The sequence below is a fragment of the Klebsiella pneumoniae genome, assembly GCF_000742135.1.
In the GTDB taxonomy this organism is placed as follows: Bacteria; Pseudomonadota; Gammaproteobacteria; order Enterobacterales; family Enterobacteriaceae; genus Klebsiella; species Klebsiella pneumoniae.
In genome coordinates, this window is sequence record NZ_KN046819.1 from 79,275 (window position 1) to 100,842 (window position 21,568).

Here is a 21,568-nt window from a genome sequence, read left to right on the forward strand (position 1 = left end):
GGATGTGCTTCGCCGTATACACCATGTTATCGGAGAGCTGCCCACATATGGTTATCGTCGGGTATGGGCGCTGCTTCGCAGACAAACAGAACCTGATGGTATGCCTGCGATCAATGCCAAACGTGTTTACCGGATCATGCGCCAGAATGCGCTGTTGCTTGAGCGAAAACCCGCTGTACCGCCATCGAAACGGGCACATACTGGCAGAGTGGCTGTGAAAGAAAGTAATCAGCGATGGTGCTCTGACGGGTTTGAGTTCCGCTGTGATAACGGAGAAAAACTGCGGGTCACGTTCGCGCTGGACTGCTGTGACCGTGAGGCACTGCACTGGGCGGTCACAACGGGTGGCTTCGACAGTGAAACAGTACAGGACGTCATGCTGGGAGCAGTGGAACGCCGCTTTGGCAGCGAGCTTCCGGCGTCTCCAGTGGAGTGGCTGACGGATAATGGTTCATGCTACCGGGCGAATGAAACACGTCAGTTCGCCAGGATGTTGGGACTTGAACCGAAGAACACGGCAGTGCGGAGTCCGGAGAGTAACGGAATAGCAGAGAGCTTCGTGAAAACGATAAAGCGTGACTACATAAGTATCATGCCCAAACCAGACGGGTTAACGGCAGCAAAGAACCTTGCAGAGGCGTTCGAGCATTATAACGAATGGCATCCGCATAGTGCGCTGGGTTATCGCTCGCCACGGGAATATCTGCGGCAGCGGGCCAGTAATGGGTTAAGTGATAACAGGTGTCTGGAAATATAGGGGCAAATCCAGGCTCCGTTACGGCGAACTGTCGCTCAAGATGATTCGGGATAGCAACGTGCTCATGACCGCCTCGCTTATACCGGTGAGTCGGCTGCTGGCAACTGACCAGCCCCAGCTCTTTCATTAGTCTGCCAGCAAGCCAGCGCCCCATCTGGTAGCCTCTCTGGGCTGCCATTGTCGCGATGCTCCTTGCTCCGGCTGAACTGTGGCTGATGTTATGCAGCTCCAGCACCTGGCTTCGTAGTTTTTCAGGACGGTTTTGCCAGTATTTGTAGCTGCTGCGATGAACCCCGAACACGCGGCAGAGAGAGGCCACTGGATAACGCGCCCTGAGTTTCCCGATTAACGAGAATTGTTCAGGGAGTCTGACATCAAGAGCGCGGTAGCCTTTTTTAGTATATCGTTTTCCATTTCAATACGTTGGAGCTTTTTCTTCAGCTCGCGTATTTCGATTTGTTCCGGCGTTATCGGGGAGGCTTTTGGCGTTTTGCCCTGACGTTCTTCACGCAGTTGCCTGACCCATTTCGTCATCGTGGAAAGACCAACATCCATAGCCTTAGCGGCATCAGAGACGGTGTAGTTTTGATCGACAACCAACTGAGCTGATTCGCGTTTGAATTCAGGACTAAAATTTCTTCTTTTCATTGGAGCACCTGTGTTGTTCTGAGGTGAGCATATTACCTCTATTCAGGTGGCCAAATTCAGTAAACCACTTCACTACGGCAGCTGGCCAGTAATGGGTTAAGCGATAACAGGTGTCTGGAAATATAGGGGCAAATCCACCGATTAACGCCGCATAGCCAGTTGAACTTTGCTACTCTGTGAAAGGTAGTGCCGTCTATCCAGTGCGGATTTAATTAATGGAATAAATGATTATGAGTGATAATGATACAATCCCGAAGAAGTCTACAAGCCAGATTAACAAAGCGGTATTCTTTACATCTGCTTTGCTAATTTTCCTTCTTGTCGCCTTTGCCGCCGTATTCCCGGATGTCGCCGACAAAAATTTTAAACTACTACAGCAACAAATCTTCACGAATGCCAGCTGGTTCTACATTCTTGCTGTGGCCCTGATTTTACTAAGTGTCACCTTCCTTGGACTCTCACGCTACGGTGATATCAAGCTGGGCCCGGACCATGCGCAGCCTGATTTCAGCTACCACTCCTGGTTTGCGATGCTTTTTTCGGCAGGGATGGGGATCGGCCTGATGTTCTTTGGCGTTGCCGAACCTGTAATGCATTATCTTTCGCCTCCCGTTGGCACTCCAGAAACCGTTGCGGCAGCCAAGGAAGCAATGCGTCTGACCTTCTTCCACTGGGGGCTGCACGCATGGGCAATTTATGCCATTGTGGCGCTGATTCTGGCGTTCTTCAGTTACCGTCACGGTCTGCCTTTAACTCTGCGCTCCGCACTCTATCCCATTATTGGCGATCGCATATACGGGCCAGTAGGCCATGCGGTTGATATTTTCGCTGTTATAGGCACGGTCTTTGGCGTCGCGACATCGTTGGGTTACGGTGTTTTGCAGGTGAATGCCGGTTTGAACCATCTTTTCGGGGTGCCCATCAATGAAACGGTGCAGGTCATTCTGATCGTGCTCATCACGGGGTTAGCGACGATTTCAGTGGTGTCCGGCCTGGATAAGGGAATACGTATCCTGTCTGAGCTCAATCTGGGTCTGGCGTTGTTGCTCCTGGCGCTGGTTCTGTGTCTGGGACCAACCGTGCTTCTGCTGAAGTCATTTGTAGAAAATACGGGCGGTTATCTTTCGGAACTGGTGAGTAAAACGTTCAACCTTTACGCGTATGAGCCTAAGTCGAGCAACTGGCTGGGGGGCTGGACATTACTGTACTGGGGATGGTGGCTTTCATGGTCGCCGTTTGTGGGGATGTTCATCGCCCGGGTCTCCCGCGGGCGAACCATTCGCGAGTTTGTCACCGGCGTGCTGTTTGTTCCCGCGGGTTTTACGCTAATGTGGATGACGGTGTTTGGTAACAGCGCGATCTATCTCATTATGAACCAGGGGGCCACAGACCTCGCCAATACTGTTCAGCAGGATGTGGCGCTGGCCCTGTTTAATTTCCTCGAGCATTTCCCGTTCTCTTCCGTGCTGTCATTCATCGCAATGGCGATGGTCATCGTCTTCTTTGTCACGTCTGCTGATTCGGGGGCAATGGTAGTTGATACTCTGGCATCAGGTGGAGTGGCAAACACCCCCGTCTGGCAGCGAATATTTTGGGCCTCGCTCATGGGCATTGTCGCAATTGCGCTTCTCCTTGCCGGAGGGCTAAGTGCGCTGCAAACAGTGACAATAGCGAGTGCATTGCCTTTCTCAGTGATCTTACTGATATCCATATACGGACTTTTAAAAGCTTTGCGCCGGGATTTGACCAAGCGTGAAAGCCTGAGCATGGCGACAATTGCTCCTACGGCTGCACGTAACCCAATTCCCTGGCAGAGAAGGTTACGCAATATCGCGTATCTGCCGAAGCGATCTCTTGTGAAACGTTTTATGGACGACGTCATCCAGCCCGCCATGACGCTGGTTCAGGAAGAGCTGAACAAGCAGGGGACGATAAGCCACATCAGTGACACAGTCGAGGATCGTATTCGTCTTGAAGTCGATTTGGGTAACGAGCTGAATTTTATATATGAAGTGAGGCTTCGCGGGTATAGCTCACCGACCTTCGCACTCGCCGCGATGGATAATAATGAGCAACAGACTGAACAACATAGATATTATCGCGCTGAGGTTTATCTCAAAGAAGGCGGTCAAAATTATGATGTGATGGGCTGGAACCAGGAACAGCTGATTAATGACATACTGGACCAGTACGAAAAACATCTGCACTTCCTGCACCTGGTTCGTTAATAGCAACATGCCGTCCTGGGGGCGGCAATTATTTATCCCGGCCGCAATATGAGGAATGCAGAATGATTTCACGCTGGAAATGGATTCTGAAGCAGACATTTAAAAAGCTATGGTTCAGGGTGTCAACAACGGGTAAAAAGTGGGTCTTCCGCAACTTGGGTGGAAGAAAATCAATGAAACTTTTTAGTTAACAGTAAGCGTACAGCGAGGGCCGTATTGACGGGGATGTGTTATTCAGGAGCCTGTTTAAGATTCTGTGTAAATGCCTTTCTCAGAAGTGACCGTCCAGGCGGTCACCGAACTCGATAATAAAGCGGCTCATTGCCATTCGCCAGTCCTTCAACGGCATCGTCCATTTCCGGGACGCAGACTGGATTGCCAGCCACACCACTTTTTTCACCGAGTCGTCTGTCGGGAACACTTTACGCTTTTTGATCGCATGGCGGAGCACGCTGTTTAGCGACTCGATGGCATTCGTCGTATAGATCACTTTGCGGATGTCCGTTGGATAAGCGAAGAACGTGGCAAGATTCGGCCAGTTAGCCTGCCAGCTTCGGCTTATCTGCGGGTAGCGACTGTCCCAGGCGCTGGCGAACGCTTCCAGCGCCTGCTGGCCTGCTTCTTCTGTGGGAGCCTGATAAATCGCTTTCAGGTCGCGAGTGACGGCTTTGTAGTCCTTCCATGACACGAAGCGCAGGCTGTTGCGCACCATATGCACGATGCATAACTGGATGCGGGCCTTCGGATATACTGTGTTGATGGCATCCGGGAAGCCTTTCAGGCCATCCACACAGGCGATGAGGATATCGTTCAGACCGCGGTTTTTCAGTTCAGTCAGCACATTGAGCCAGAACTTCGCCCCTTCATTTTCGGCCAGCCACATACCCAGCAGTTCTTTCTGACCTTCGATATTGATGCCCAGTGCCAGGAACACCGATTTGTTGATGACGCGACTGTCCTGCCGAACTTTCAGGACGATACAGTCAAGATAAACAATGGGGTAAACAGCATCCAGTGGTCGGTTTTGCCATTCTACAACCTGCTCCATCACGGCATCGGTAACCTTTGATATCAGTGCCGGTGAAACATCTGCGTCATACAGTTCTTTGAACGCAGCGGCTATCTCACGGGTGGTCATCCCTTTGGCATACAACGAGAGGATCTGGTTATCCATCCCGGTAATACGGGTCTGATTTTTCTTTACCAGTTGTGGTTCGAAGGTACCGTCACGATCGCGCGGAGTACGCAGTTCCAGTGGACCGTCGCCTGTGATAACGGTCTTTGTGGAATAACCGTTGCGGGAGTTAGCTCCTGGTCTGGACTGATTTTTCTCATACCCAAGATGGTGTGTCATCTCTGCATTGAGAGCGGCTTCAACGCTGAGCTTTTTCAGCAGCCGATCAAACTGACTGAGGTCTTCAGGGGTTTTGAGGTTTTTGGCCAGTTCGTTAGCCAGAGCCTGTAACTGTTTTTCGTCCATAAATTAACCTTCATTTGATGCTGGATTGAACATATCAAAATCAGGCAATTACACAAATCTATGTACAGGCTCCACACTTTCGCCACTGGTTCCGGTTTATCCATCCCCAGAGCACGGTACACCTGCGGCAGCTTCTCTCCACACACCCGGTTGGCAAGGAACCCGAAGTACCTCACCATCTTAAAAAACTTCTCCGGGATGTGCTGTTTCAGCCTCGCGACCAGCTCACGCTGTGTCAGCGTTTCCGTCGCCGTTTCTCCCGTTTTGGGGTCCAGGTAACGGAAGCTCAGGCTCGCCCCTCCGTTGTAATGTGCCAGCCGGGAGGCTGCTATCGGCGGCTTCTTCAGATAACGACCCAGGTAGCGCGCCGTATTCCTCCCGCCGGCCGTTTTCTTCGACATGTACACATGCCAGTATTTTCCGCCAGCTTTCAGCACCAGGCTTCTCCACTGTGACTCCGTCGTGATATGTGACAACGACTCCGGCATCGCCATCCCCTCTGACCACGCTTTCAGAAGCTGCTGCCGCATATTCCACATCCACCGTGAACGCATCGCGTCTTTCAGGAAGCTCAGTTTTTTCCACTGACCATGCTTATTCAGACCTCCACAGGTTACAGACACATGTACATGCGGATGCCAGTTGAGACGACGGCCATACGTGTGGATGGCGCAGAAGATACCGGGTTCCAGCCCCCGTTTTCGGGCGGCATACAGCAGATTCTCCACCGCCAGACGGCACACGTCATTCAGCAGCCAACGGTTGCTTTCGAACACCGGCCACAGCGTGTCCGGCAGGGTGAAGACCAGGTGTACCCAGTCGCAGTCAGGAAGACGATTCAGCTGTGTCGCTATCCACAGATCTGTGGCCTTCTTTCCGCAGGACGGGCAGGCACGGCTGCCGCATGAGTTAGTGACGTATCTGACGTGGGGGCAGTCAGGTTTATCGCAGTTGTATTTCTTCACGCCCAGTATCCGCGTGCCGCAGGCCAGCATTTTGGTGACAGCCTCAACCTCGATATCGCGCAGACCGCCCGCATCCAGGAAGGACGTCCAGCACTGGTTGGCTGTGAACAGGCGTTTCAGCGGTCGGGGCTGAAAATCACCACCACTTCGGGTCATCAGCCTTCATCTCCGCTTCTGTTTCGTATAAATCAAAACGACGGCAGGTATGGCAGAACGTGACGTATTCGTACGGTGAATCCGGGTACATTTTGTGGAAGGTTTCCCAGAAACAGACCGTGCAGGAGGGATGACCGGTGATAAAGTCTGCAAATACGGACTGATAAGGGGGATTATTGGCTCTGGCGACGGCTTTCAGAACCTCTTTCACCATTCTGGTGTGGACTTTCTGGTGCTCCAGGTTGTGTGACATGGGAACTCATTCTGGATGGTTACTCTGAAAGCTCATATTCTGCCACACCCCGATTTGCAGCCGCCAGGCTGCCGTGGTTCTCAAAATCGGTGGAGCTGCATGATAAAGTCATCGGGCATTATCTGAACATAAAACACTATCAATAAGTTGGGACCATTACCCAAAGGCTGTAAGCGACAAGTTAAGCTTGTCCTTGCTCAACAGGGCGACCCGACCAGTGATGATCCCCTCATCTTCAAGCCGTTTTATGCGCTTCCAGCAGGGATTAGGCGTTAAATCGACAGCCGCAGCCAGATCCTGCAAACACAGGGTACAGTCGCGCTATAACAGCCTGAGTAGCTCTTTATCTTTTTTTTCCAGCATAATCTCACCCTTCTGAAAGAGAAATATTTTCTCTAAAAGTATGAAAAAACAGTAAAGAAAAAAATATTTTTCTCCAGCTAAAAAGTTAAATTAATTCCTTTTACTGGGAGCGTCTTATGCGCAGAGTGACAATATTGATATTATTCCTGCTGGTTGCAATGACCTGGGGAACCACATGGCTGGCTATGCGGATAGCCGCTGAAACGATCCCTCCGGTGTTTGCAACCGGAATGAGATTTATGTTCGCGGCACCATTATTAATGGGCATTGCATGGTTAAGAAAAACACCACTTTTATTTCCACCTGGACAACGATTATTTCAGTTTGGAATCTGTATTTTTTATTTCGCCATTCCTTTTTCATTAATGATTTATGGTGAAACCTATGTCAGTTCCGGACTTGCCTCCATTATATTTGCGAATATGCCTGTGGCTGTTTTGATAGCTTCTGTGATATTTTTGAATGAAAAAACGAACTCAATGCAGATTGCGGGATTAACTGTTGCAATAGTTGCACTGGCGGGTATTCTTCTCGAAGAAACGAAAACAAGTACAGAGAGCCACTGGCAGGGGATCCTTGCGCTTGTTTCAGCCGTAATCATCCATGCCATAATATACACCCAATGCAAGAAAAGAAGCTGTACTGTCTCTGTTATAACGTTTAACGCGCTACCGTGTTTTCTGGCAGGATTGATACTTTCTGCGGCAGGATGGCTCTTCGAAAGACCACAGGTGTCAGCCTTCTCAGCGCACTCAATACTGGCCACCCTGTATCTCGGTGCTTTTGCCGGAGTTTTTGGAATATTATGCTACTTTGCACTTCAGCAAAAGGCCAGTGCCTTTCAGGCTTCACTTGTTTTCCTTATTTTTCCTCTGATTGCGGTAAGCCTGGAGAGCTATATATATGGATATGCACTTTCAACTCAATCAATGCTGTTTATTATACCGTTAGTTACCGGGATATTTCTTACTCTTTTCTCACGGCGAGTGCCTGTAACCAACAGACATCGGGATAGTATTCCTGAGCATACTGAGACTTCCTGAGAACGTAGCGCCCTTACAGGGCCCAGCGGAAGCGAAGCTACAAAATGCGACATTTGACGTCTATCATAACGGCGGGCTCTGTTGAACCCACCGTAAGTCGTTATCTAAAATTACAAGTGCGTTTTAAACCATTCTGTCTGAATGCTGATAACCTGCTTAAAGTGCTCTCCTGCATAAATGTCGTAATGGCGGGCACTGCTTTCCTCATATAGCCTTTTTTCTTTGGCCCCCACCGCGTCAAATAAGGCCCGTCCCTGCTCCGGTGGATTAACCGTATCCTGACCAGCAATAACGATCAGGGTCGGGCACATCACCTGTGAGGCATTCAATGCGGGTTTGTACAGAAGAGTTTCGCGCACCGTAAGAAACGGTATTTTAATGTCCATCTTTGGGTACTGCGTTCTGTTTTCTTCGAAAAATGATTTTGATTCTGCATCGCTCAGTACCCGGTTGACACCCACGAACATTTCTTTACCTGTGTTCTTCTGCTTTTCAGCCATCTTGTCCAGGGTTGAAAGAAAAGCTTCTTTCTCTTCATTATTCATATTCCCGGTGACTATCTCTTCACCGTCTGCAAAAGCCAGCTGGCTGACAATACATTTGATTCCCGGGTCTCTGACCGCCGCACCAAATACGTGGCATCCCCCAAATGATGTTCCCCACAGGCCAATACGCTGCGCATCAAGGGAGGGCTGTTCTCTTGCCCAGTTAACAACAGAGATAATATCGTCAATTTGCATAGCAGGAACCAAGCGGCCGCGTTCGCCGTCACTGTCCCCGAAACCACGATAATCAAACGTGATGGTGGAAAATCCGGCGCGGGTAAATGCTTCAGCAAAATCAGGTAGCAGAATTTCTCTGATACCACAGAAGCCATGGCACAAAATGATCACCGGGCTTTTTGTACTGCCGGAGGGAGAGCGAAGCGTCAGAACGATGCCGTCAGACAGTTTTTGTGTTGAAATTTCCATCAATATATATGTCCTTTTATCAAGTTAGTCATTAAAAGCAAAATTAATCCTCTGGAATCTTTTCTTCCTGCAATGCATGGTTAAGGTTTCGATAGCAGACGCTGTTTCACGATATTTTTTCACCAGAAAGGTTCCCGGCATCCGCGTTTCCGGCTGCTTTCCTTACGCGAAGAATGGTCTGCCGTGTAGTGCTAAACTCACGGGCAATAGCACTAATATTTACTCCAGCGTTAAGACGTTCCAGCACCACCTGCTGCTGTTCCCCATTGAGTGACGAAGGACGCCCGAAGCGTTTTCCCGAAGCCCTGGCTCTTGCAATCCCTGAATGTGTACGCTCAATCAGCAGGTCTTTCTCAAACTCAGCGACGGCCGAAATCACCTGCATGGTCATCCTGCCGGCCGCGCTGGTGAGGTCCACGCCGCCCAGCGCGAGACAGTGTACGCGAATACCGGACGCTGCTAGTTGTTCCACCGTTTTCCTAACGTCCATAGCATTTCGTCCAAGACGATCCAGTTTAGTGACAATCAGCACGTCACCATTTTCCATTCTGTCGAGCAGACGGGTAAATCCAGGCCGCTCACTGGCAGCAACCGAACCACTGATGTGCTCCTCAATCAGTCTCTGGGATTTGACGGTAAAACCAGCAGCTTCTATTTCCCTGCGCTGGTTTTCCGTGTTCTGCTCCAGTGTGGAAACACGGCAGTAGGCAAAAACGCGTGACATGATGAAAATTTCCGTCCGAAAAGGATGTATGAATCATAATGCATATCCGAAAGTAATTTCACTTACTTTCGGACAGTATTAAGACCCTGTGTACGAAACCGAACGGTTCTGGACACCATCAGGCTGCCAGCGCCAGCCGTTGATCCATGTTCAGCTCGATACGTCCATACGGATTAACATGGTGGTATATCAATGGGGTCAGACCACGCCAGTCTTCTTCTGTCATTCTCTGCTGCCAGGCCGGCTCTGTCAGCACATTTTGAATCAACAGGGTATTGATATAGACCAGGCTGATTTGCAACAGGTGCAAAGAGAGCATCGACAGTTCCTGATCCGCAGGCCGGTTGCTGGTAAATTCTCCGTGTTCGCCATAAAAAATAAAATTATTGGCGCTGTTCCAGTTTTCCACGACGTTGAGACCCGCATTAATTTCGCAACGCAGTGACTCATCGTGTAAATAACGGCAGAGGAAGATGGTCTTAATCGCTTTGCCCAGCTCCGCGAGTGCCTTATAGGTTGGATGCTGAATGTTATTGCGGGTGAATCGTCGTAATATGGCCTCGGGTTCTGCCGTTCCGGTTTTAAGTGCCGCTGTATATTTGATTATCTCGTCATACTGTTGTGCAATAAGCTCCCAGTCGATCCCCCGGGTTAAAATCGGCGTAAGATGCGGGTACAACGATGTATCTTCCTTTTCACACACATACAGTTTCTGTCGGGCGATCGCTTTCAGGCGCGGCAATAGATCGAACCCCAGCACATCACTGAACGCAAAGGCCACCTCACTTTGTCCGTGGCTGTCCACATACTGGTGGTTAATTTCCATGTCGGTACAGTGACGCAGAACACCTTCCATCATGGCGGCCACCTCCGATGAGGAACAGCGGCGCAATTGTGAATAAATGGGTCTTCCCTTGTTGTGGTGGCTGAGGGCATGATAATGGTATGTTTTATCACCTGAGAGCATCACCATGGATGAGAAATCTCTCTATGCTCACATCCTTAACCTGACCGCTTCGTGGCAGGTTAAAGCCCTTTCCCTTGATGAAAAGGTCGGTTCTGTTACCGTTACTGTTGGTATCGCTGAAAACGTGCTGTTATCCTGCCCGACCTGCGGTAAAACCTGCCCTGTACATGATCACCGGCATCGTAAATGGCGCCATCTCGATACCTGCCAGTTCACCACCGTAGTTGAAGCCGATGTCCCCCGAATCATGTGCCCGGACCATGGTTGTCAGACCTTACCTGTTCCATGGGCCGGACCGGGAAGCCGATACACACTGCTGTTCGAGTCGTTCGTCATCTCATGGCTGAAGATCAGCACCACAGATGCCGTCAGGAAACAGCTGAGACTGAGCTGGAATGCGGTCGATAACATTATGCAACGGGCACTCAGACGTGAACTCGCCCGCCGTAAAGCACCACTGTCCGCACGTCACCTCTGTGTTGATGAGGTCGCCTTCAAAAAGGGACATCAGTACGTCACCGTCATCTCTGATACACAGGGCCAGGCGCTGGAACTCAGGGATGATCGCGGTGTTGAAAGTCTGGCGGGTTACCTCAGAAACCTGGGTGACCGCCAGGTTGAATCCATCAAAACCCTGTCGATGGATATGAACCCGGCCTATATCAGCGCAGCCCGGGTCCACCTGCCCAACGCGGTAGAAAAAATCGCCTTCGATCACTTCCATGTCGCCAAAATGCTCTGCGCCGTGGTGGATAAAACCCGGCAGTCAGAGATGAAAACCATCCCGCTGCAGGCCCGAAAAAGCGCACATCGCTCCCGTTACCTGTGGTTGTATGGCCGTAATAAACGTCATGGTCGGATAGCCGAAAGACTGGAGGCAGCACAGATGGTTCTGCCTGATACCAGTCGTTGCTGGGCAATGAAAGAGCTGGCCCGGGAGCTCTGGAGCCGTCGGTATGACGAGCAAAGCAGGCGCCTGTGGCAGGAGTGGATAGCGATGGCAAAAGATGTTGGTGTTCCGCTGCTGAGTAGTGCCGCACGGACGTTACGTAAACGGCTGTACGGGATCCTGAATGCGATGAAATATCGGGTATCAAACGGTAATGCAGAATCGCTGAACAGCAAGATACGGCTGCTGCGTATCAAATCGAGGGGGTACAGGAACAAAGAACGGTTCAAAGTGGCGGTGATGTTCCATTACGGCAGATTAAACATGGACTTCTGAGTCTCCCACCATGTTCGGGGAAGACCCATGCATAACCAGTATAATATAAAACTGACGAGGAAAGACAAGGGATGATGGCGAGGTCAACCGCGCGACGGGCACAACCCCCTAATTTTGATGTGAATATTTTTACCGGCGATGCGCACAGGTTATCCCCCAAATTTGTGGATAACGTCCTGGTTGTGAGTGGCGCGGCGCCGTTGGCGGAATATTTGAACCGTGTCGGTCGTGGTGTTACGCCGGTTCAAGCGCGATGGTGTGGCAGGCTGACGTGCTGCCCTGCCGGCGCGTACACAGTCCGTACTCGGCCATCACATGCATAAACCGGTCGGCGTCACCGACCACCCGAAACGTGACGGGGTGCAGATGGCGACCGTCCTGGGCAAAAGCGACGTTCAGTGCCGTTTTTTCGACATAGAACCCGTTATGCTGTGACGGTGTCGGCACGACGCCGGATTTCCACTCGTGTGCGTCCAGCACATAATTGTCCCAGCCCTGGTCTTTCAGGGTTTCAGAGGCGTAGGTGAGCCGGAACAGATCGGATTGTGCGGCCAGATTGCCGCTGCAGGAGCGCCAGAGGTAGTCAAGATGCTGACGCAGTTTGCCGGCCGGGCCGTATTTGCGGCCACGTTCGAGTAACCACTGGATGTCAATCGCGACGCTCCTGGGGAAGCGTTTTTGCTTCTGGGCTGTGGCCAGCCAGCGGATCAGGAACAGGTTTTCGGCATAGGGCGTGCCGGCGTTACCGTCCTGGCGCGCCAGCCCCAGCGCCGCCAGAGCGCAGAACGCCAGGTGGCTGAGCGCTGAGGTGGTGTTTTCCGGGGAAACGGATGCGGTTTTATCAGTCAATGGCTGCCCTGCCCCTCGACGCAAAGGATTAGTGGCGAATTTGGGCCAGGTCGTCAGCGGTCAGCCCGGTCATTTTCATCACCGAATCGCGATCGAGGCCGTTGGCCAGCATGGTCCGGGCAACTTCGAGTTTACCTTCAAGCATCCCTTCCTGACGCCCTTTTTCTTCACCTAACAGCATACCTTTCTGCAAGCCGCGTTGTTCGCCCTCAAGGCGGAGTTTTTCTGCAATCGTCATCAGAGTATCCTCATGTTCCGGCACCCGTGATGCCAGGGTTGATAATAGTTCGCCCGGGTTGCGGGTTTCACCAACCTGCAGCATGTAATTCATCAGTGACGTCAGCTGCTCATTGGTAGTGTAACCGGCTAAAAGCAGTGTGACCAGTTGTTCCAGCAGCTCGGCCAGGTCGCGTTGACGGACATGTTTTTGCAGCAATTCCAGAATGGCCACGCGACGGTGCTGCATGATTTGGTCGTCAGGAATAACTGTGACGTCGACCAGCGGGAATTCACCACTATACAGCTGGCCGGCCAGCTCCGGAGCACTGAATGCCTGCAGCCAGCTCATCGGATATGGGTATGGTGTGACTTGCCCATGATAGAACAGGATTGGGATAACCAGCGGCAGTTGCTCGTTGCCGGCGGCAAGGTGGCGTTGCATGGCGGCAATCGCATACCGCATTAACCGGAAGGCCATCTGTTTGTCGGGGGAGCTCTGGTGTTCTATCAGCGCGTAAATGTAGCCGTCACCCTGCCCGGCCTTCAACGAATAGAGCACGTCAGAGTAATAGGCGCGTAGATCATCTTCAACGAACGAGCCGGATTCCAGTTGCAGAGTATTCAGATCGCATGCCTGGCGCAATGCCGCTGGCAAATGCACCTCCAGAAAATCGCGGGCGGTTTCCGGGTGTGTCAGAAACTGTTTGAACAGCGCATCATGTGCAGTTGGAGTCGTTTTCATGATGGTATCCTACCATATTCTGGAGAAAGCTTGCTATTTGGCATCAAAACCGCTCTCTCTGGCGAAAATGATTAATTTGAGTGGCCAGGTTTAATGATTCCGGGATAAAGTTTATCAATGCTGACGTAATACTCACCTCTTTCTGCGGCGATGCGTATTTTCTTCTCAAGCATGTCAATCAAGCTGATATTATTCGACAGCATGTGATATAAATCATAACCTGTCACACAGATAACGCTTTTTGAATTCCCTCAGGCATTAAATGCGTCAGGTGAAAAACCTTGCCAACTGATAAAAACTCCACGCGTCCAGGTTGCCTTTTGCGACAGTTTCCCCTGAAAGACATGCAGGTCGAGGGCTGAGGTTTTTTGATTGTGCCATTTTGCTTCAATAAGGTAGGTTTCATTGTGTAAGTTGAAACTCCCGTCAATTTGCTCACCGGTAATTCTAAATCCTGCATTGGGCGACAGGCGGAATGCAGAAAAGAGTTCGTTAAGCCATCCTTCAAATCGGTATCCCCGTTGCTGAGGGGGCATTGATTTCATGGTTTCCAATTCATTAAGAAAATAACCTACATCAATGGACTGAATGACAGAAATGGTTGGCGGTATTATTCCTTGAGCAGAGACTATGTCGGTATTATTTACTCTCTCAACAAGTTAAGCATATAAGATTTCATCCCGCGCCGTGACAGGATCTGTTGTCATTACTTTACGATAAACCCACAGCTTATCGATGACTTTTAACACTGTATCGAGGTCGGTCTTTTTGATAAAGCACCGTAATCGTTTTGCTTTTGAATCGCCCTCGTCGAGATACATTTCGTTATCAATATCAATGGAAAGTTCTTCTTCAAAAAACTCCCGCATCGTTCTATTTGAAAAGTCCAATACATAACCGGAGGCGCTTTTAAATATTTCATCGAACAGTTTAATGTCCTGCTGGGTAAATTTCATATGTTGTGAGCGGCCTTATGCGTTTATCTTATCTATCCATCTCTCTATTTTATCGTGCTTTCGACAAAGTTCCAAAGCCGGTGCGGTTTGCTTCTGTTTCAGTGATTGGGCATTACCGGTAGACTCCCCAACCGCCCTGCCCGGCCGATCCTGGGCCGATTTCCCCTTGTATCACAGCGGATTAGATACGGTGGTCGCGTTTCTTCTCTCACGTCGGCGCCAGCCGGCATCATTGATGGTTGTGTTTTTTACGCACATTGCGTTTTTTCCCCAATTTTTATGCGATGCTGTCCTGACCAATCACCGATTTATTCGGCTTCACTGCGCCGGGGCTGACGCGGCACAATAGTGGTCGGAAGTGATGGCCAGTCAGGTTTGGTTGCGATAAGGGGCTTTGCAGGCCGAAAATTGAGCAAGTAGCGGAGAATCAAAAATTGAGTATCATCCCCCTCGAGATGGGACAGATTTCACGTAGCGCGATCAGTCTGCCTGGCGGCTTCGCGCGCGCCGTTCGGCTGCGCGAAATGGCCCTGGCCGCCTCACTGGATGTGCCCCGCTACCTGCTGGCGCCGGAAATTGCGGTGCTGCTCGACTACCTGCCCGATCTGCGCCAGCGCATGCTGATCGAAACCCTGTGGAACACCGGCGCCCGCATCAATGAAGCCCTGGCGCTGACGCCGGGGGATGTGTTCTTCAATGGCGACCTGCCGTTTGTCCGGTTGCGCACGCTGAAGCAACGCGCGCCCCGGCCGCGGCGCCGGCCGACCAAGGAAGAGCAGCAGCGGCGGGAGGCGCCGTTCCGGGCGGTGCCGCTGCCGGATGCGGGATATGTCCGCCGGCTGCAGGGCTATTTTGCGACATTCAAGTTGCTGACACGCCGGGCGACACCGATGTGGGATGTGGCCAGTCAGGAGACGCCGCGTAACTGGCTGCGGGCGGCGGTTCGCCGGGCCGCCCAGGATGGCGTGACTTTTTCGGTACGCCCCATCACCCCGCACACGTTCCGCCACAGCTATGCGATGCATCTGCTGATGAACGATGTGCACGTCAAACAGGTCCAGGCGCTGATGGGCCACAAGCGCCTGGAAAATACCGAAATCTATACCCGGATCTTCGCCCTGGATGTCACGCCGGATCTGGCTTTCTCCCTGCCCGTTGATGAAGCGCGGGGGCTGCTGGCGCTCCCTTCTCTAAGATAACTCTCTGGTTTTACAATCAATCTCAAATACGATTTTACGGAAAAGCGCATTTGATGATTTCAGTATTGACCTTGCTCGCGCTTATGCATACACTGCAATTGAATCGTAATTGTTAGTTTGCAGAAATACGGTTTTACTGAAAATCGTAATAACCCATACCAGGAGTACCTGATGATTATCTCTGTACTGAACCAGAAAGGGGGAGTTGGCAAAACCACTCTCAGCGTCAATATTGCTGCCCGTCTGGCGGCGGATGGCGCACGTGTATTGCTGCTTGATGCCGATCCTCAGGGTAGCGCCCTGGATTGGGCGGCAGCACGGCAAGATGCGTCCGCTTTCCCGGTGCTGGGGTTGCCGCGCGCCACGCTGCACAAGGATATCGGCAAGTTCACCCAGGATTATGACCACATCATCATTGATGGCCCACCCCGCGTCACGGATCTGGCCCGTTCCGCCATTATGGCGGCAGACCTGGTGGTGATCCCTGTTCAGCCCAGTCCGTATGACGTGTGGGCGGCACAGGAAGTGGTCACATTGATCCAGGAAGCCAAGATTTATAAAGAAAACCTTAAATCTGTATTTGCGGTTAATCGTAAAATCGTAAATACTGCGATTGGCCGTGATGTCGGCGAGGCGCTGTCGACGTATGAAACACCGGTGTTGCAAGCCACGGTGTCGCAGCGGGTGATCTTCGCTGAAGCGGCGGCTGTCGGTAAAGCCGTGTTCGAGCTGGAGCCGGATTCGGCGGCGTCAAAAGAGATCGGCGCCCTGGTTAACGAGATTTTGGAGCAATGAGTATGAGTGGGAAAAAAGTGACTTTCGGTGCCAAGCCAACCAAACCTGCACCCAGTGCGGATGCCTGGGTGGAAAGTCGCGCTGTCGAAGAAGCGCCACCGTCGCCGGTCGAGAAAATGAAGCGACTCACGATAGATATCCCGGAGAGCCTGCATAAGGCCATCAAGTCTGCCTGTGCCCTGAGGGGCACCAAGATTGCCGATGAGGTGCGCGAGCTGTTATATGATAAATACGGAAAAGAGTAATTCTGTATTTACTGTTTTACGATTATGCGATTTTAAGATTAAACGTTTTTGCGTTTATGGTGAGACGGTAGGGCAGGCAGGTTACGACTCATCATTGCTGTCGAGCCGTAACTCCCTGCGTACCGTTTGAAAGCTATCATTACGATTATCTGTATTTAATGAAAATCATATTTCTTTAAATACAGAAATCAGTAACGACTATGCCACTCGTGGGCGCTCCTCGCGCAAATCAATGTGCAGGCCCATCATGGCCATTGTGAGCCTCACCTGGACGGCGCTGGTGACGGCAACCAGGTTGGATAATTCGAGTTTTTGGCGTGCCTTCTGCAGGTGAGGCCGTTGTGCAGAACTGCGTCGTCGGTGATGACGCTCAATTCTACTTGTACTTTGCACATGTGGCGTATTTTGGGCGTCCGGGCGCGCTGTCGTGCTGCGCATGGCGCCGTCGAGCCGTCGCCACCCTTCGGGCGTCCATCGCTGACGCAACCCCGCTTGCAGCCTGGCTGCAGGAGCGCCACAGGTACTCCAGGTGCTGGCGCAGTTTGGCGGCGGCGCCGTGCCTGCGACCGCGCTCCAGCAACCAGCGAATCCTGCAAGCGGTCGTCTCACTATCGGGTATCAGTGGCGGATCTGCGCCAGCTCGTCGGCGGTAAGGCCGGTGGCATTCATCACCGTGGCCTGATCGAGACCGCTGGCCAGTAGGGTGCGGGCGATCTTGATCGCCGCCAGGTGTTCGCCTTCTTGACGTCCTTCTTGACGGCCTTTCTCGATGCCGATGGCGATCCCCTGCGCACGGCTTTCTTCTTTCAGTCGTTCAGCGATCGTCATGATTTTATCCTCATGGTGCGGTACGCGCTCGGCCAGCTGTTTTAGCAGCGCGGCCGGGCAGTGGGTCTCGCCGACCTGCAGCATGTAGCTGAGCAGCGAGATCAGTTGTTCATCGGTAGTGTACCCCGTCAGCAGCAGCGTGACCAGCCGGTCGAGCAGCTCGGCAAGGTCGCGCTGACGCACGTGCTTTTACAAGAGTTCGAGGACCGCCACGCGCCGGGGCGCAAAGCTACCGTGTTGAGTCAACAAAAATATCGGTTGGATTTTTGCGTACAGCCCCCTAAGCGCTGGCAGCAAACTGCCGGCACTAAGTCCCCGATACATCGCGGCCAAGCTGCACTCACGGAGTTAAAAGGGCTTAAATCAGCATATTCATTGCTATAAGCCCACACGACTGTTCAGGGCGGAAAGGGATATCTTTCTCTGATAGCCCTCCACCGGCTTACGCCGGGCCTCAGCGATTTTACTGCTGAGCCATATAAAACAGCATAATGCCGCCTTACATGCGCTACGCGCATCTGAAGAAAGGTATTCAGCATCGAATGGCTTTTGTGTTTTCAGAACGCCATAGCACCAGTGGACGAGTTTTCGCATCAGTGCGCCAATGGCACACATTTTTGCCTTGCCACGCTGGCATAGTCGCTCATACATCGCCTTCATCACCGGGTTAAACCTCAGGCCACATAACGACGCCAGATACAGTTTCGCGCGGATTTCCGGTGGGCCGATTTTGGATAATTTCGGTTTCCCTCTGATCGATGTACCGGAATATTTTTCAACAGGGATCACGCCCAAAAATGCAGCAACCTGTTCTGCTGTATCGAAATGATGCCCCCGCAGGATAACCAGCATATTCAGACCTAACTGATAACCCACGGACTTTATTGATGTCAGCAGGTCAAAATCCTTTTTTAATTCAGGATACTAGTCGAGATGGGTCAGGATCTGAACGTCCAGATGCTCAAGCTCTGCGCTCAGGTTACGAAGTACATTTTCTATGGATTCAGTGACAGCAAGAGGAGTATCCGTTGCCTGACATTTTTCCAGCCTGTTTTTTTCGCGGGTGCTGTCGGTGACAAGTGCATCGCGTCGGCGGAGAAGTGCGCTGAGATGGCCGACAACGCCCGGCGGCGCAACCTGATCAAGGCGCATCGTCAACGACGCTCTGACGACATCAGGTCATTGTTGGCCTGGAAAAACAGGGACGCGTCAGTTGACGGGCTGCTGGCCAGCGATGATGAGTTGGACGCCCGCGAACGGGCGTTCGGCAAATGAGCGCCGGCCACCACCGCGGTTACCGGCCGCAGGACGACGCGCTGCCGGCAGATGCACAGGCCCTGCATCTGGAAACGCTGGGTCTGTGGCGCCGCGCCGCGACGCGCTGGCAGCAGGTACTGCTGCGGGAGGCCGACGACCGCGTGGCAGAAGCGGTGCTGCAGCGCCTACGTTATTGTCTGGCGCAGGTGGCGGCAAGCGTGTCAGTGACGGCACCGCGCCGGCGGGCGCGACGCTCGTGGCGAGAAACAGCGTGCCGAACGGCCCGGATCTGTGGCGAATGGAATAATCAAACAGGAGGAGGACGCCGTGACCCGACGACCTAAAACCGCGCAAGATCTCGATGAGTACCAGCGTACTGTGCTGGCGGGTCTGTATGCCCGGCGCGAGTTCGACCAGGGCTATCGCCTGTCGAAACTGCAGAAACAGGTGATACTGAACGACTACCTGGCACAGCTGAGCGCTGCCCCCACCACCCGGCGCCTGCGGACTTCCCGTCCGGCGCTACCGCCGGTTGCCGATTATTACTGGCATCCGCCGACACCGATGCGACGCTTCCGCGGCCGCTGACACGTTGCCTGTGTAATCTGCAGGCCTGCACAATTTTCTCATGGCGTCATGACCACCGGCATTTGCCGGCGACGCTTGCTGGCAACGGGGAAAATTTGGTAATGTGGGAAAAATTTTGCATTTGATGGTTGTCCACGCCAGAAGGTGGATGGGTTGGAGCGGAGCTCCAGACGCAAAACCCCCCGGATTACGTCGAAACTTTGGTCGGTGTCCACGTATATCCAAGGGTCAAAAGCAGGCTGCGCGCCTGTAAGGAAGTATACTGTATGCGTACTCTACGTCAATCCCCCCTGCCGACCCTAAGTGCAGGGGAACGTGCATAGCCAACATGCCGCGCAGGTAAATCCTGTAAAATCAACCGTTTCACGCCCCGTGGTGCCAATAATGCGCTGCGGCGCGGGCAACAAAAAATTCATCGTCGTTACACCCCAAACCTGTGCTGCCGGGTGCCGAAAGGCATGGCGAGCAAGGTGGTGGCGCGCATGAGCAGCCACGACTGGCGGCGTAATGATGACCTGATCGGCCTGCGCCGGCAGGGTTATATCCCTTATACCCAACGCAACAACCCGGACTACCGTCCCAAACCGATGCGTATTGCTGCGCGTTCGGAAAGCCGTGAAGCGCTGACGGTGCTCTCGATGGTGCTGGGCGCCAACTGCGACTACAACCCGGACAGCGACTACCCGTTTGAGATCATGCTGCCGTTCGAGGACGTGGCCAAAGCGATGGGGTGCTGCACGTATACGAAAGCGGCCGCAAGGCGTATGACGTGGCGCTGCATGCGCTGTCGGTGCTCGAGCAGCTGGACTACCTCATCGTGTCGCGCGGGCAGGATACTGACACCGGTCAGAACAAGCCACTGCGCATCTGGCTGACGGAGAAATTCTTCACCAGTCGAGGTATCCATGTTCACGAAATTCGCCTGTGGCTGGATCAGTACCGTCTGTGGGCTATCAAGAACGGGCTGACGGAAAGCCTGCGCAAGAAATACGAACGTCACCTGGTGCGCATTACGCATCTGGGGATCGACATCGAACGCAAGCACTCGCTAAAAAACCGCCTGGAGCAAATCAAGCGTTGGGTGGTGAGTCCCGATCTGCAGAATCTCAAGAAAGATGCCGAAACCGTTATCGAGGACGAACTGGCCAAGCGCCAGCAGAACGAACATCGCCTTGACACCCTGCTGGACGACACCGCCGCCGGCATCAAAAAGCTGGCCGCCGCCCGGCGCCAGAAGCAGAACGGCTTTTATCAGGCCTGGGTGCAGTGGACGATGGGCAGCTCGCCGCTGAAGGCGATGCAGCTGGAGGCCACGCTCAAGCGCGAGCAGCCGGGAATGCTGACGGAGAACCCGGAAGCCTACTACCGGTTGCTGCTGGAGCGCGCCGGCGCCCTGCCGACCTGACCCCGTCATGACCACTGACTCCCGCTCTGCCGGCCACCGCCCGCGGGGCTTTCCCGTGTCCGCCACCCGAACGGCACTCCCTTCAGCGGTTGCCGACAGCGCCATACTCGCTCAAAACACACCTTCCCGACCGCCGAAAATGCCGATGGCAGCCATCGACGCCAACGTTCAACGACAGCCATGCCATTAACTTCGAATAGTCCGTTAACTTCGAACACGCCATCAGCAAAGGTATTAATTTCGAAGGTTGTTTCTGAACAAAATAAGCCCTTTAAAAAGGGAGTACTCAACGCACCGGCTCACGCCAGTGCAACTGAGTACCTCCCTCACTGCGTTCGGGCAAAAAACCAAAACCGTCGAAAACAGCGATTTCAGCCAGCAAACGCGCCGAAATCAGAACCGGCATTCTGATAACGAATCGATAACATCAAAAAGACGAGAGTTGGTGGGAGAAAAGTGTCGCTTTTAGCACGTTGCCGACAAAAAGCGACTGAGTCGTGTTAAGCCGGTGCGCGTAAGGCTCATTATGTTAAAAAGAGGCTGAATTCATCCTTTTTACTCTTGGCAGCTAACGGAACCTCCCAGTCAATGGCTCGACCAGTAAATACCTGGCCCACCCTGAAAAGCGGCGCGCCCTCCGGGCCAACGGTCCGGAAGCCGTGTCGCTTTTATGATGAGTGTTGTAACTAAAAGGGTTTGGTGTCG

The 21,568-nt window shown here is 52.6% G+C and carries 19 protein-coding genes and 6 pseudogenes; 12 read left to right on the forward strand and 13 right to left on the reverse strand.

Annotated elements, in window-relative coordinates; all coding sequences use genetic code 11:
• Positions 1 to 757, forward strand: a 757-nt coding sequence (locus tag DR88_RS0126955) for an IS3 family transposase (RefSeq protein WP_064750610.1), incomplete at its 5' end; no start/stop codon positions are given.
• Here DR88_RS0126955 and DR88_RS29480 read toward each other — a convergent pair.
• Positions 717 to 1,405: pseudogene (locus tag DR88_RS29480) on the reverse strand (transposase); the annotation flags it as partial. The gene DR88_RS0126955 and the pseudogene DR88_RS29480 sit on opposite strands and share 41 nt — an antisense overlap.
• A gap of 230 nt (positions 1,406 to 1,635) precedes the next feature.
• On the opposite strand from DR88_RS29480, the gene DR88_RS00705 reads away from it, so the two are divergent.
• A complete protein-coding gene (locus DR88_RS00705) occupies positions 1,636 to 3,633 on the forward strand; it encodes a BCCT family transporter (protein WP_032444086.1) in 1,998 nt (665 codons plus the stop codon).
• A gap of 271 nt (positions 3,634 to 3,904) precedes the next feature.
• Here DR88_RS00705 and DR88_RS0126965 read toward each other — a convergent pair whose 3' ends face one another.
• The 3 genes and pseudogenes from DR88_RS0126965 to DR88_RS00695 all read right to left on the reverse strand — a co-directional run bounded on the left by DR88_RS0126965 (position 3,905) and on the right by DR88_RS00695 (position 6,487).
• Positions 3,905 to 5,113, reverse strand: a complete 1,209-nt coding sequence (locus DR88_RS0126965; RefSeq protein WP_032444073.1) for an IS256-like element IS1414 family transposase — start codon at positions 5,111 to 5,113, stop codon at positions 3,905 to 3,907.
• 74 nt (positions 5,114 to 5,187) lie between these two features.
• Positions 5,188 to 6,234: pseudogene (locus DR88_RS00700) on the reverse strand (IS91 family transposase); the annotation flags it as partial.
• The gene (locus DR88_RS00695; RefSeq protein ID WP_004146533.1) at positions 6,215 to 6,487 is read right to left on the reverse strand and encodes a hypothetical protein; all 273 of its coding nucleotides are present in this window, start codon (positions 6,485 to 6,487) and stop codon (positions 6,215 to 6,217) included. The gene DR88_RS00695 and the pseudogene DR88_RS00700, both read right to left, overlap by 20 nt.
• Positions 6,488 to 6,564: 77 nt before the next feature.
• Here DR88_RS00695 and DR88_RS31360 point away from each other — a divergent pair.
• Positions 6,565 to 6,633, forward strand: a pseudogene (locus tag DR88_RS31360) (IS1 family transposase); the annotation flags it as partial.
• Between the two features lie 16 nt (positions 6,634 to 6,649).
• Here DR88_RS31360 and DR88_RS28925 read toward each other — a convergent pair.
• Positions 6,650 to 6,796, reverse strand: a pseudogene (locus tag DR88_RS28925) (Lrp/AsnC family transcriptional regulator); the annotation flags it as partial.
• Positions 6,797 to 6,966: 170 nt separating this feature from the next.
• Here DR88_RS28925 and DR88_RS0126970 point away from each other — a divergent pair.
• Positions 6,967 to 7,893, forward strand: coding sequence for a DMT family transporter (locus DR88_RS0126970; protein WP_004150717.1), 927 nt, complete (start codon positions 6,967 to 6,969; stop codon positions 7,891 to 7,893).
• A 110-nt stretch (positions 7,894 to 8,003) separates the two neighbouring features.
• Here the strand turns inward: DR88_RS0126970 and uilS are convergent, their stop codons facing one another.
• From uilS to DR88_RS00690, 3 genes are all read right to left on the reverse strand, one after another.
• Entirely contained in the window at positions 8,004 to 8,864 is an 861-nt protein-coding gene (uilS, locus tag DR88_RS0126975; RefSeq protein WP_025862299.1) for a UilS family quorum-quenching N-acyl-homoserine lactonase, read from the reverse strand.
• A 106-nt stretch (positions 8,865 to 8,970) separates the two neighbouring features.
• Positions 8,971 to 9,588 carry a recombinase family protein gene (locus DR88_RS0126980; RefSeq protein WP_025862298.1) on the reverse strand — a complete coding sequence of 206 codons (618 nt, stop codon included), beginning with the start codon at positions 9,586 to 9,588 and terminating at the stop codon, positions 8,971 to 8,973.
• 118 nt (positions 9,589 to 9,706) lie between these two features.
• Positions 9,707 to 10,561: a Tn3 family transposase gene (locus tag DR88_RS00690; protein ID WP_319796020.1), complete on the reverse strand. Its 855-nt coding sequence runs from the start codon at positions 10,559 to 10,561 to the stop codon at positions 9,707 to 9,709.
• Here DR88_RS00690 and DR88_RS00685 point away from each other — a divergent pair.
• Positions 10,560 to 11,780, forward strand: a complete 1,221-nt coding sequence (locus tag DR88_RS00685; RefSeq protein WP_004150696.1) for an ISL3 family transposase — start codon at positions 10,560 to 10,562, stop codon at positions 11,778 to 11,780. The genes DR88_RS00690 and DR88_RS00685 overlap by 2 nt on opposite strands.
• A 234-nt stretch (positions 11,781 to 12,014) precedes the next feature.
• Here the strand turns inward: DR88_RS00685 and DR88_RS00680 are convergent, their stop codons facing one another.
• The 3 genes and pseudogenes from DR88_RS00680 to DR88_RS0126990 all read right to left on the reverse strand — a co-directional run bounded on the left by DR88_RS00680 (position 12,015) and on the right by DR88_RS0126990 (position 14,546).
• On the reverse strand, positions 12,015 to 12,629 hold the full coding sequence (locus DR88_RS00680) for a DUF2913 family protein (protein WP_050511154.1): 615 nt from the start codon (positions 12,627 to 12,629) through the stop codon (positions 12,015 to 12,017).
• Between the two features lie 28 nt (positions 12,630 to 12,657).
• Complete coding sequence (locus DR88_RS0126985; protein ID WP_004148938.1) at positions 12,658 to 13,590, reverse strand: Rpn family recombination-promoting nuclease/putative transposase; 933 nt, start codon at positions 13,588 to 13,590, stop codon at positions 12,658 to 12,660.
• A 71-nt stretch (positions 13,591 to 13,661) separates the two neighbouring features.
• Positions 13,662 to 14,546: pseudogene (locus DR88_RS0126990) on the reverse strand (restriction endonuclease).
• Positions 14,547 to 14,980: 434 nt separating this feature from the next.
• Here DR88_RS0126990 and DR88_RS00675 point away from each other — a divergent pair.
• From DR88_RS00675 to DR88_RS0127000, 3 genes are all read left to right on the forward strand, one after another.
• Positions 14,981 to 15,745 carry a tyrosine-type recombinase/integrase gene (locus tag DR88_RS00675; RefSeq protein WP_227499853.1) on the forward strand — a complete coding sequence of 255 codons (765 nt, stop codon included), beginning with the start codon at positions 14,981 to 14,983 and terminating at the stop codon, positions 15,743 to 15,745.
• A gap of 171 nt (positions 15,746 to 15,916) precedes the next feature.
• Positions 15,917 to 16,540 (forward strand): ParA family partition ATPase, encoded by a 624-nt coding sequence (gene parA / locus DR88_RS0126995; protein WP_025862212.1) that lies wholly within the window; start codon positions 15,917 to 15,919, stop codon positions 16,538 to 16,540.
• A 2-nt stretch (positions 16,541 to 16,542) separates the two neighbouring features.
• Positions 16,543 to 16,785 (forward strand): plasmid partition protein ParG, encoded by a 243-nt coding sequence (locus tag DR88_RS0127000; RefSeq protein WP_025862213.1) that lies wholly within the window; start codon positions 16,543 to 16,545, stop codon positions 16,783 to 16,785.
• A 618-nt stretch (positions 16,786 to 17,403) separates the two neighbouring features.
• Here DR88_RS0127000 and DR88_RS00670 read toward each other — a convergent pair.
• Together DR88_RS00670 and DR88_RS31805 are read right to left on the reverse strand one after the other, a co-directional pair.
• A complete protein-coding gene (locus DR88_RS00670; RefSeq protein ID WP_050511155.1) occupies positions 17,404 to 17,796 on the reverse strand; it encodes an Rpn family recombination-promoting nuclease/putative transposase in 393 nt (130 codons plus the stop codon).
• A 345-nt stretch (positions 17,797 to 18,141) separates the two neighbouring features.
• Positions 18,142 to 18,744 (reverse strand): annotated as a pseudogene (locus tag DR88_RS31805) (transposase); the annotation flags it as partial.
• Between the two features lie 140 nt (positions 18,745 to 18,884).
• Here DR88_RS31805 and DR88_RS0127010 point away from each other — a divergent pair.
• The 4 genes from DR88_RS0127010 (at position 18,885) to DR88_RS0127015 (ending at position 20,863) form a co-directional block, all read left to right on the forward strand.
• Positions 18,885 to 19,214: a PerC family transcriptional regulator gene (locus DR88_RS0127010; protein WP_025862214.1), complete on the forward strand. Its 330-nt coding sequence runs from the start codon at positions 18,885 to 18,887 to the stop codon at positions 19,212 to 19,214.
• Positions 19,198 to 19,458: a hypothetical protein gene (locus tag DR88_RS00665; RefSeq protein ID WP_025862215.1), complete on the forward strand. Its 261-nt coding sequence runs from the start codon at positions 19,198 to 19,200 to the stop codon at positions 19,456 to 19,458. Before DR88_RS0127010 ends, DR88_RS00665 begins: the two co-directional genes overlap by 17 nt.
• 458 nt (positions 19,459 to 19,916) lie before the next feature.
• On the forward strand, positions 19,917 to 20,333 hold the full coding sequence (locus DR88_RS31565) for a hypothetical protein (RefSeq protein ID WP_227499855.1): 417 nt from the start codon (positions 19,917 to 19,919) through the stop codon (positions 20,331 to 20,333).
• Positions 20,228 to 20,863 carry a hypothetical protein gene (locus tag DR88_RS0127015; protein ID WP_227499856.1) on the forward strand — a complete coding sequence of 212 codons (636 nt, stop codon included), beginning with the start codon at positions 20,228 to 20,230 and terminating at the stop codon, positions 20,861 to 20,863. The genes DR88_RS31565 and DR88_RS0127015 overlap by 106 nt, the downstream gene beginning before the upstream one ends.
• Positions 20,864 to 21,568 lie beyond the last annotated feature (705 nt).

Bases quoted from the DNA above. Each gene is read 5' to 3' on its own strand.
- DR88_RS00705 (WP_032444086.1), top strand. From the start codon at position 1,636: ATGAGTGATAATGATACAATCCCGAAGAAGTCTACAAGCCAGATTAAC.
- DR88_RS0126965 (WP_032444073.1), bottom strand. From the start codon at position 5,113: ATGGACGAAAAACAGTTACAGGCTCTGGCTAACGAACTGGCCAAAAAC.
- DR88_RS00695 (WP_004146533.1), bottom strand. From the start codon at position 6,487: ATGTCACACAACCTGGAGCACCAGAAAGTCCACACCAGAATGGTGAAA.
- DR88_RS0126970 (WP_004150717.1), top strand. From the start codon at position 6,967: ATGCGCAGAGTGACAATATTGATATTATTCCTGCTGGTTGCAATGACC.
- uilS (WP_025862299.1), bottom strand. From the start codon at position 8,864: ATGGAAATTTCAACACAAAAACTGTCTGACGGCATCGTTCTGACGCTT.
- DR88_RS0126980 (WP_025862298.1), bottom strand. From the start codon at position 9,588: ATGTCACGCGTTTTTGCCTACTGCCGTGTTTCCACACTGGAGCAGAAC.
- DR88_RS00685 (WP_004150696.1), top strand. From the start codon at position 10,560: ATGGATGAGAAATCTCTCTATGCTCACATCCTTAACCTGACCGCTTCG.
- DR88_RS00690 (WP_319796020.1), bottom strand. From the start codon at position 10,561: ATGGTGATGCTCTCAGGTGATAAAACATACCATTATCATGCCCTCAGC.
- DR88_RS0126985 (WP_004148938.1), bottom strand. From the start codon at position 13,590: ATGAAAACGACTCCAACTGCACATGATGCGCTGTTCAAACAGTTTCTG.
- parA (WP_025862212.1), top strand. From the start codon at position 15,917: ATGATTATCTCTGTACTGAACCAGAAAGGGGGAGTTGGCAAAACCACT.
- DR88_RS0127000 (WP_025862213.1), top strand. From the start codon at position 16,543: ATGAGTGGGAAAAAAGTGACTTTCGGTGCCAAGCCAACCAAACCTGCA.
- DR88_RS0127010 (WP_025862214.1), top strand. From the start codon at position 18,885: ATGAGCGCCGGCCACCACCGCGGTTACCGGCCGCAGGACGACGCGCTG.
- DR88_RS31565 (WP_227499855.1), top strand. From the start codon at position 19,917: ATGGCGAGCAAGGTGGTGGCGCGCATGAGCAGCCACGACTGGCGGCGT.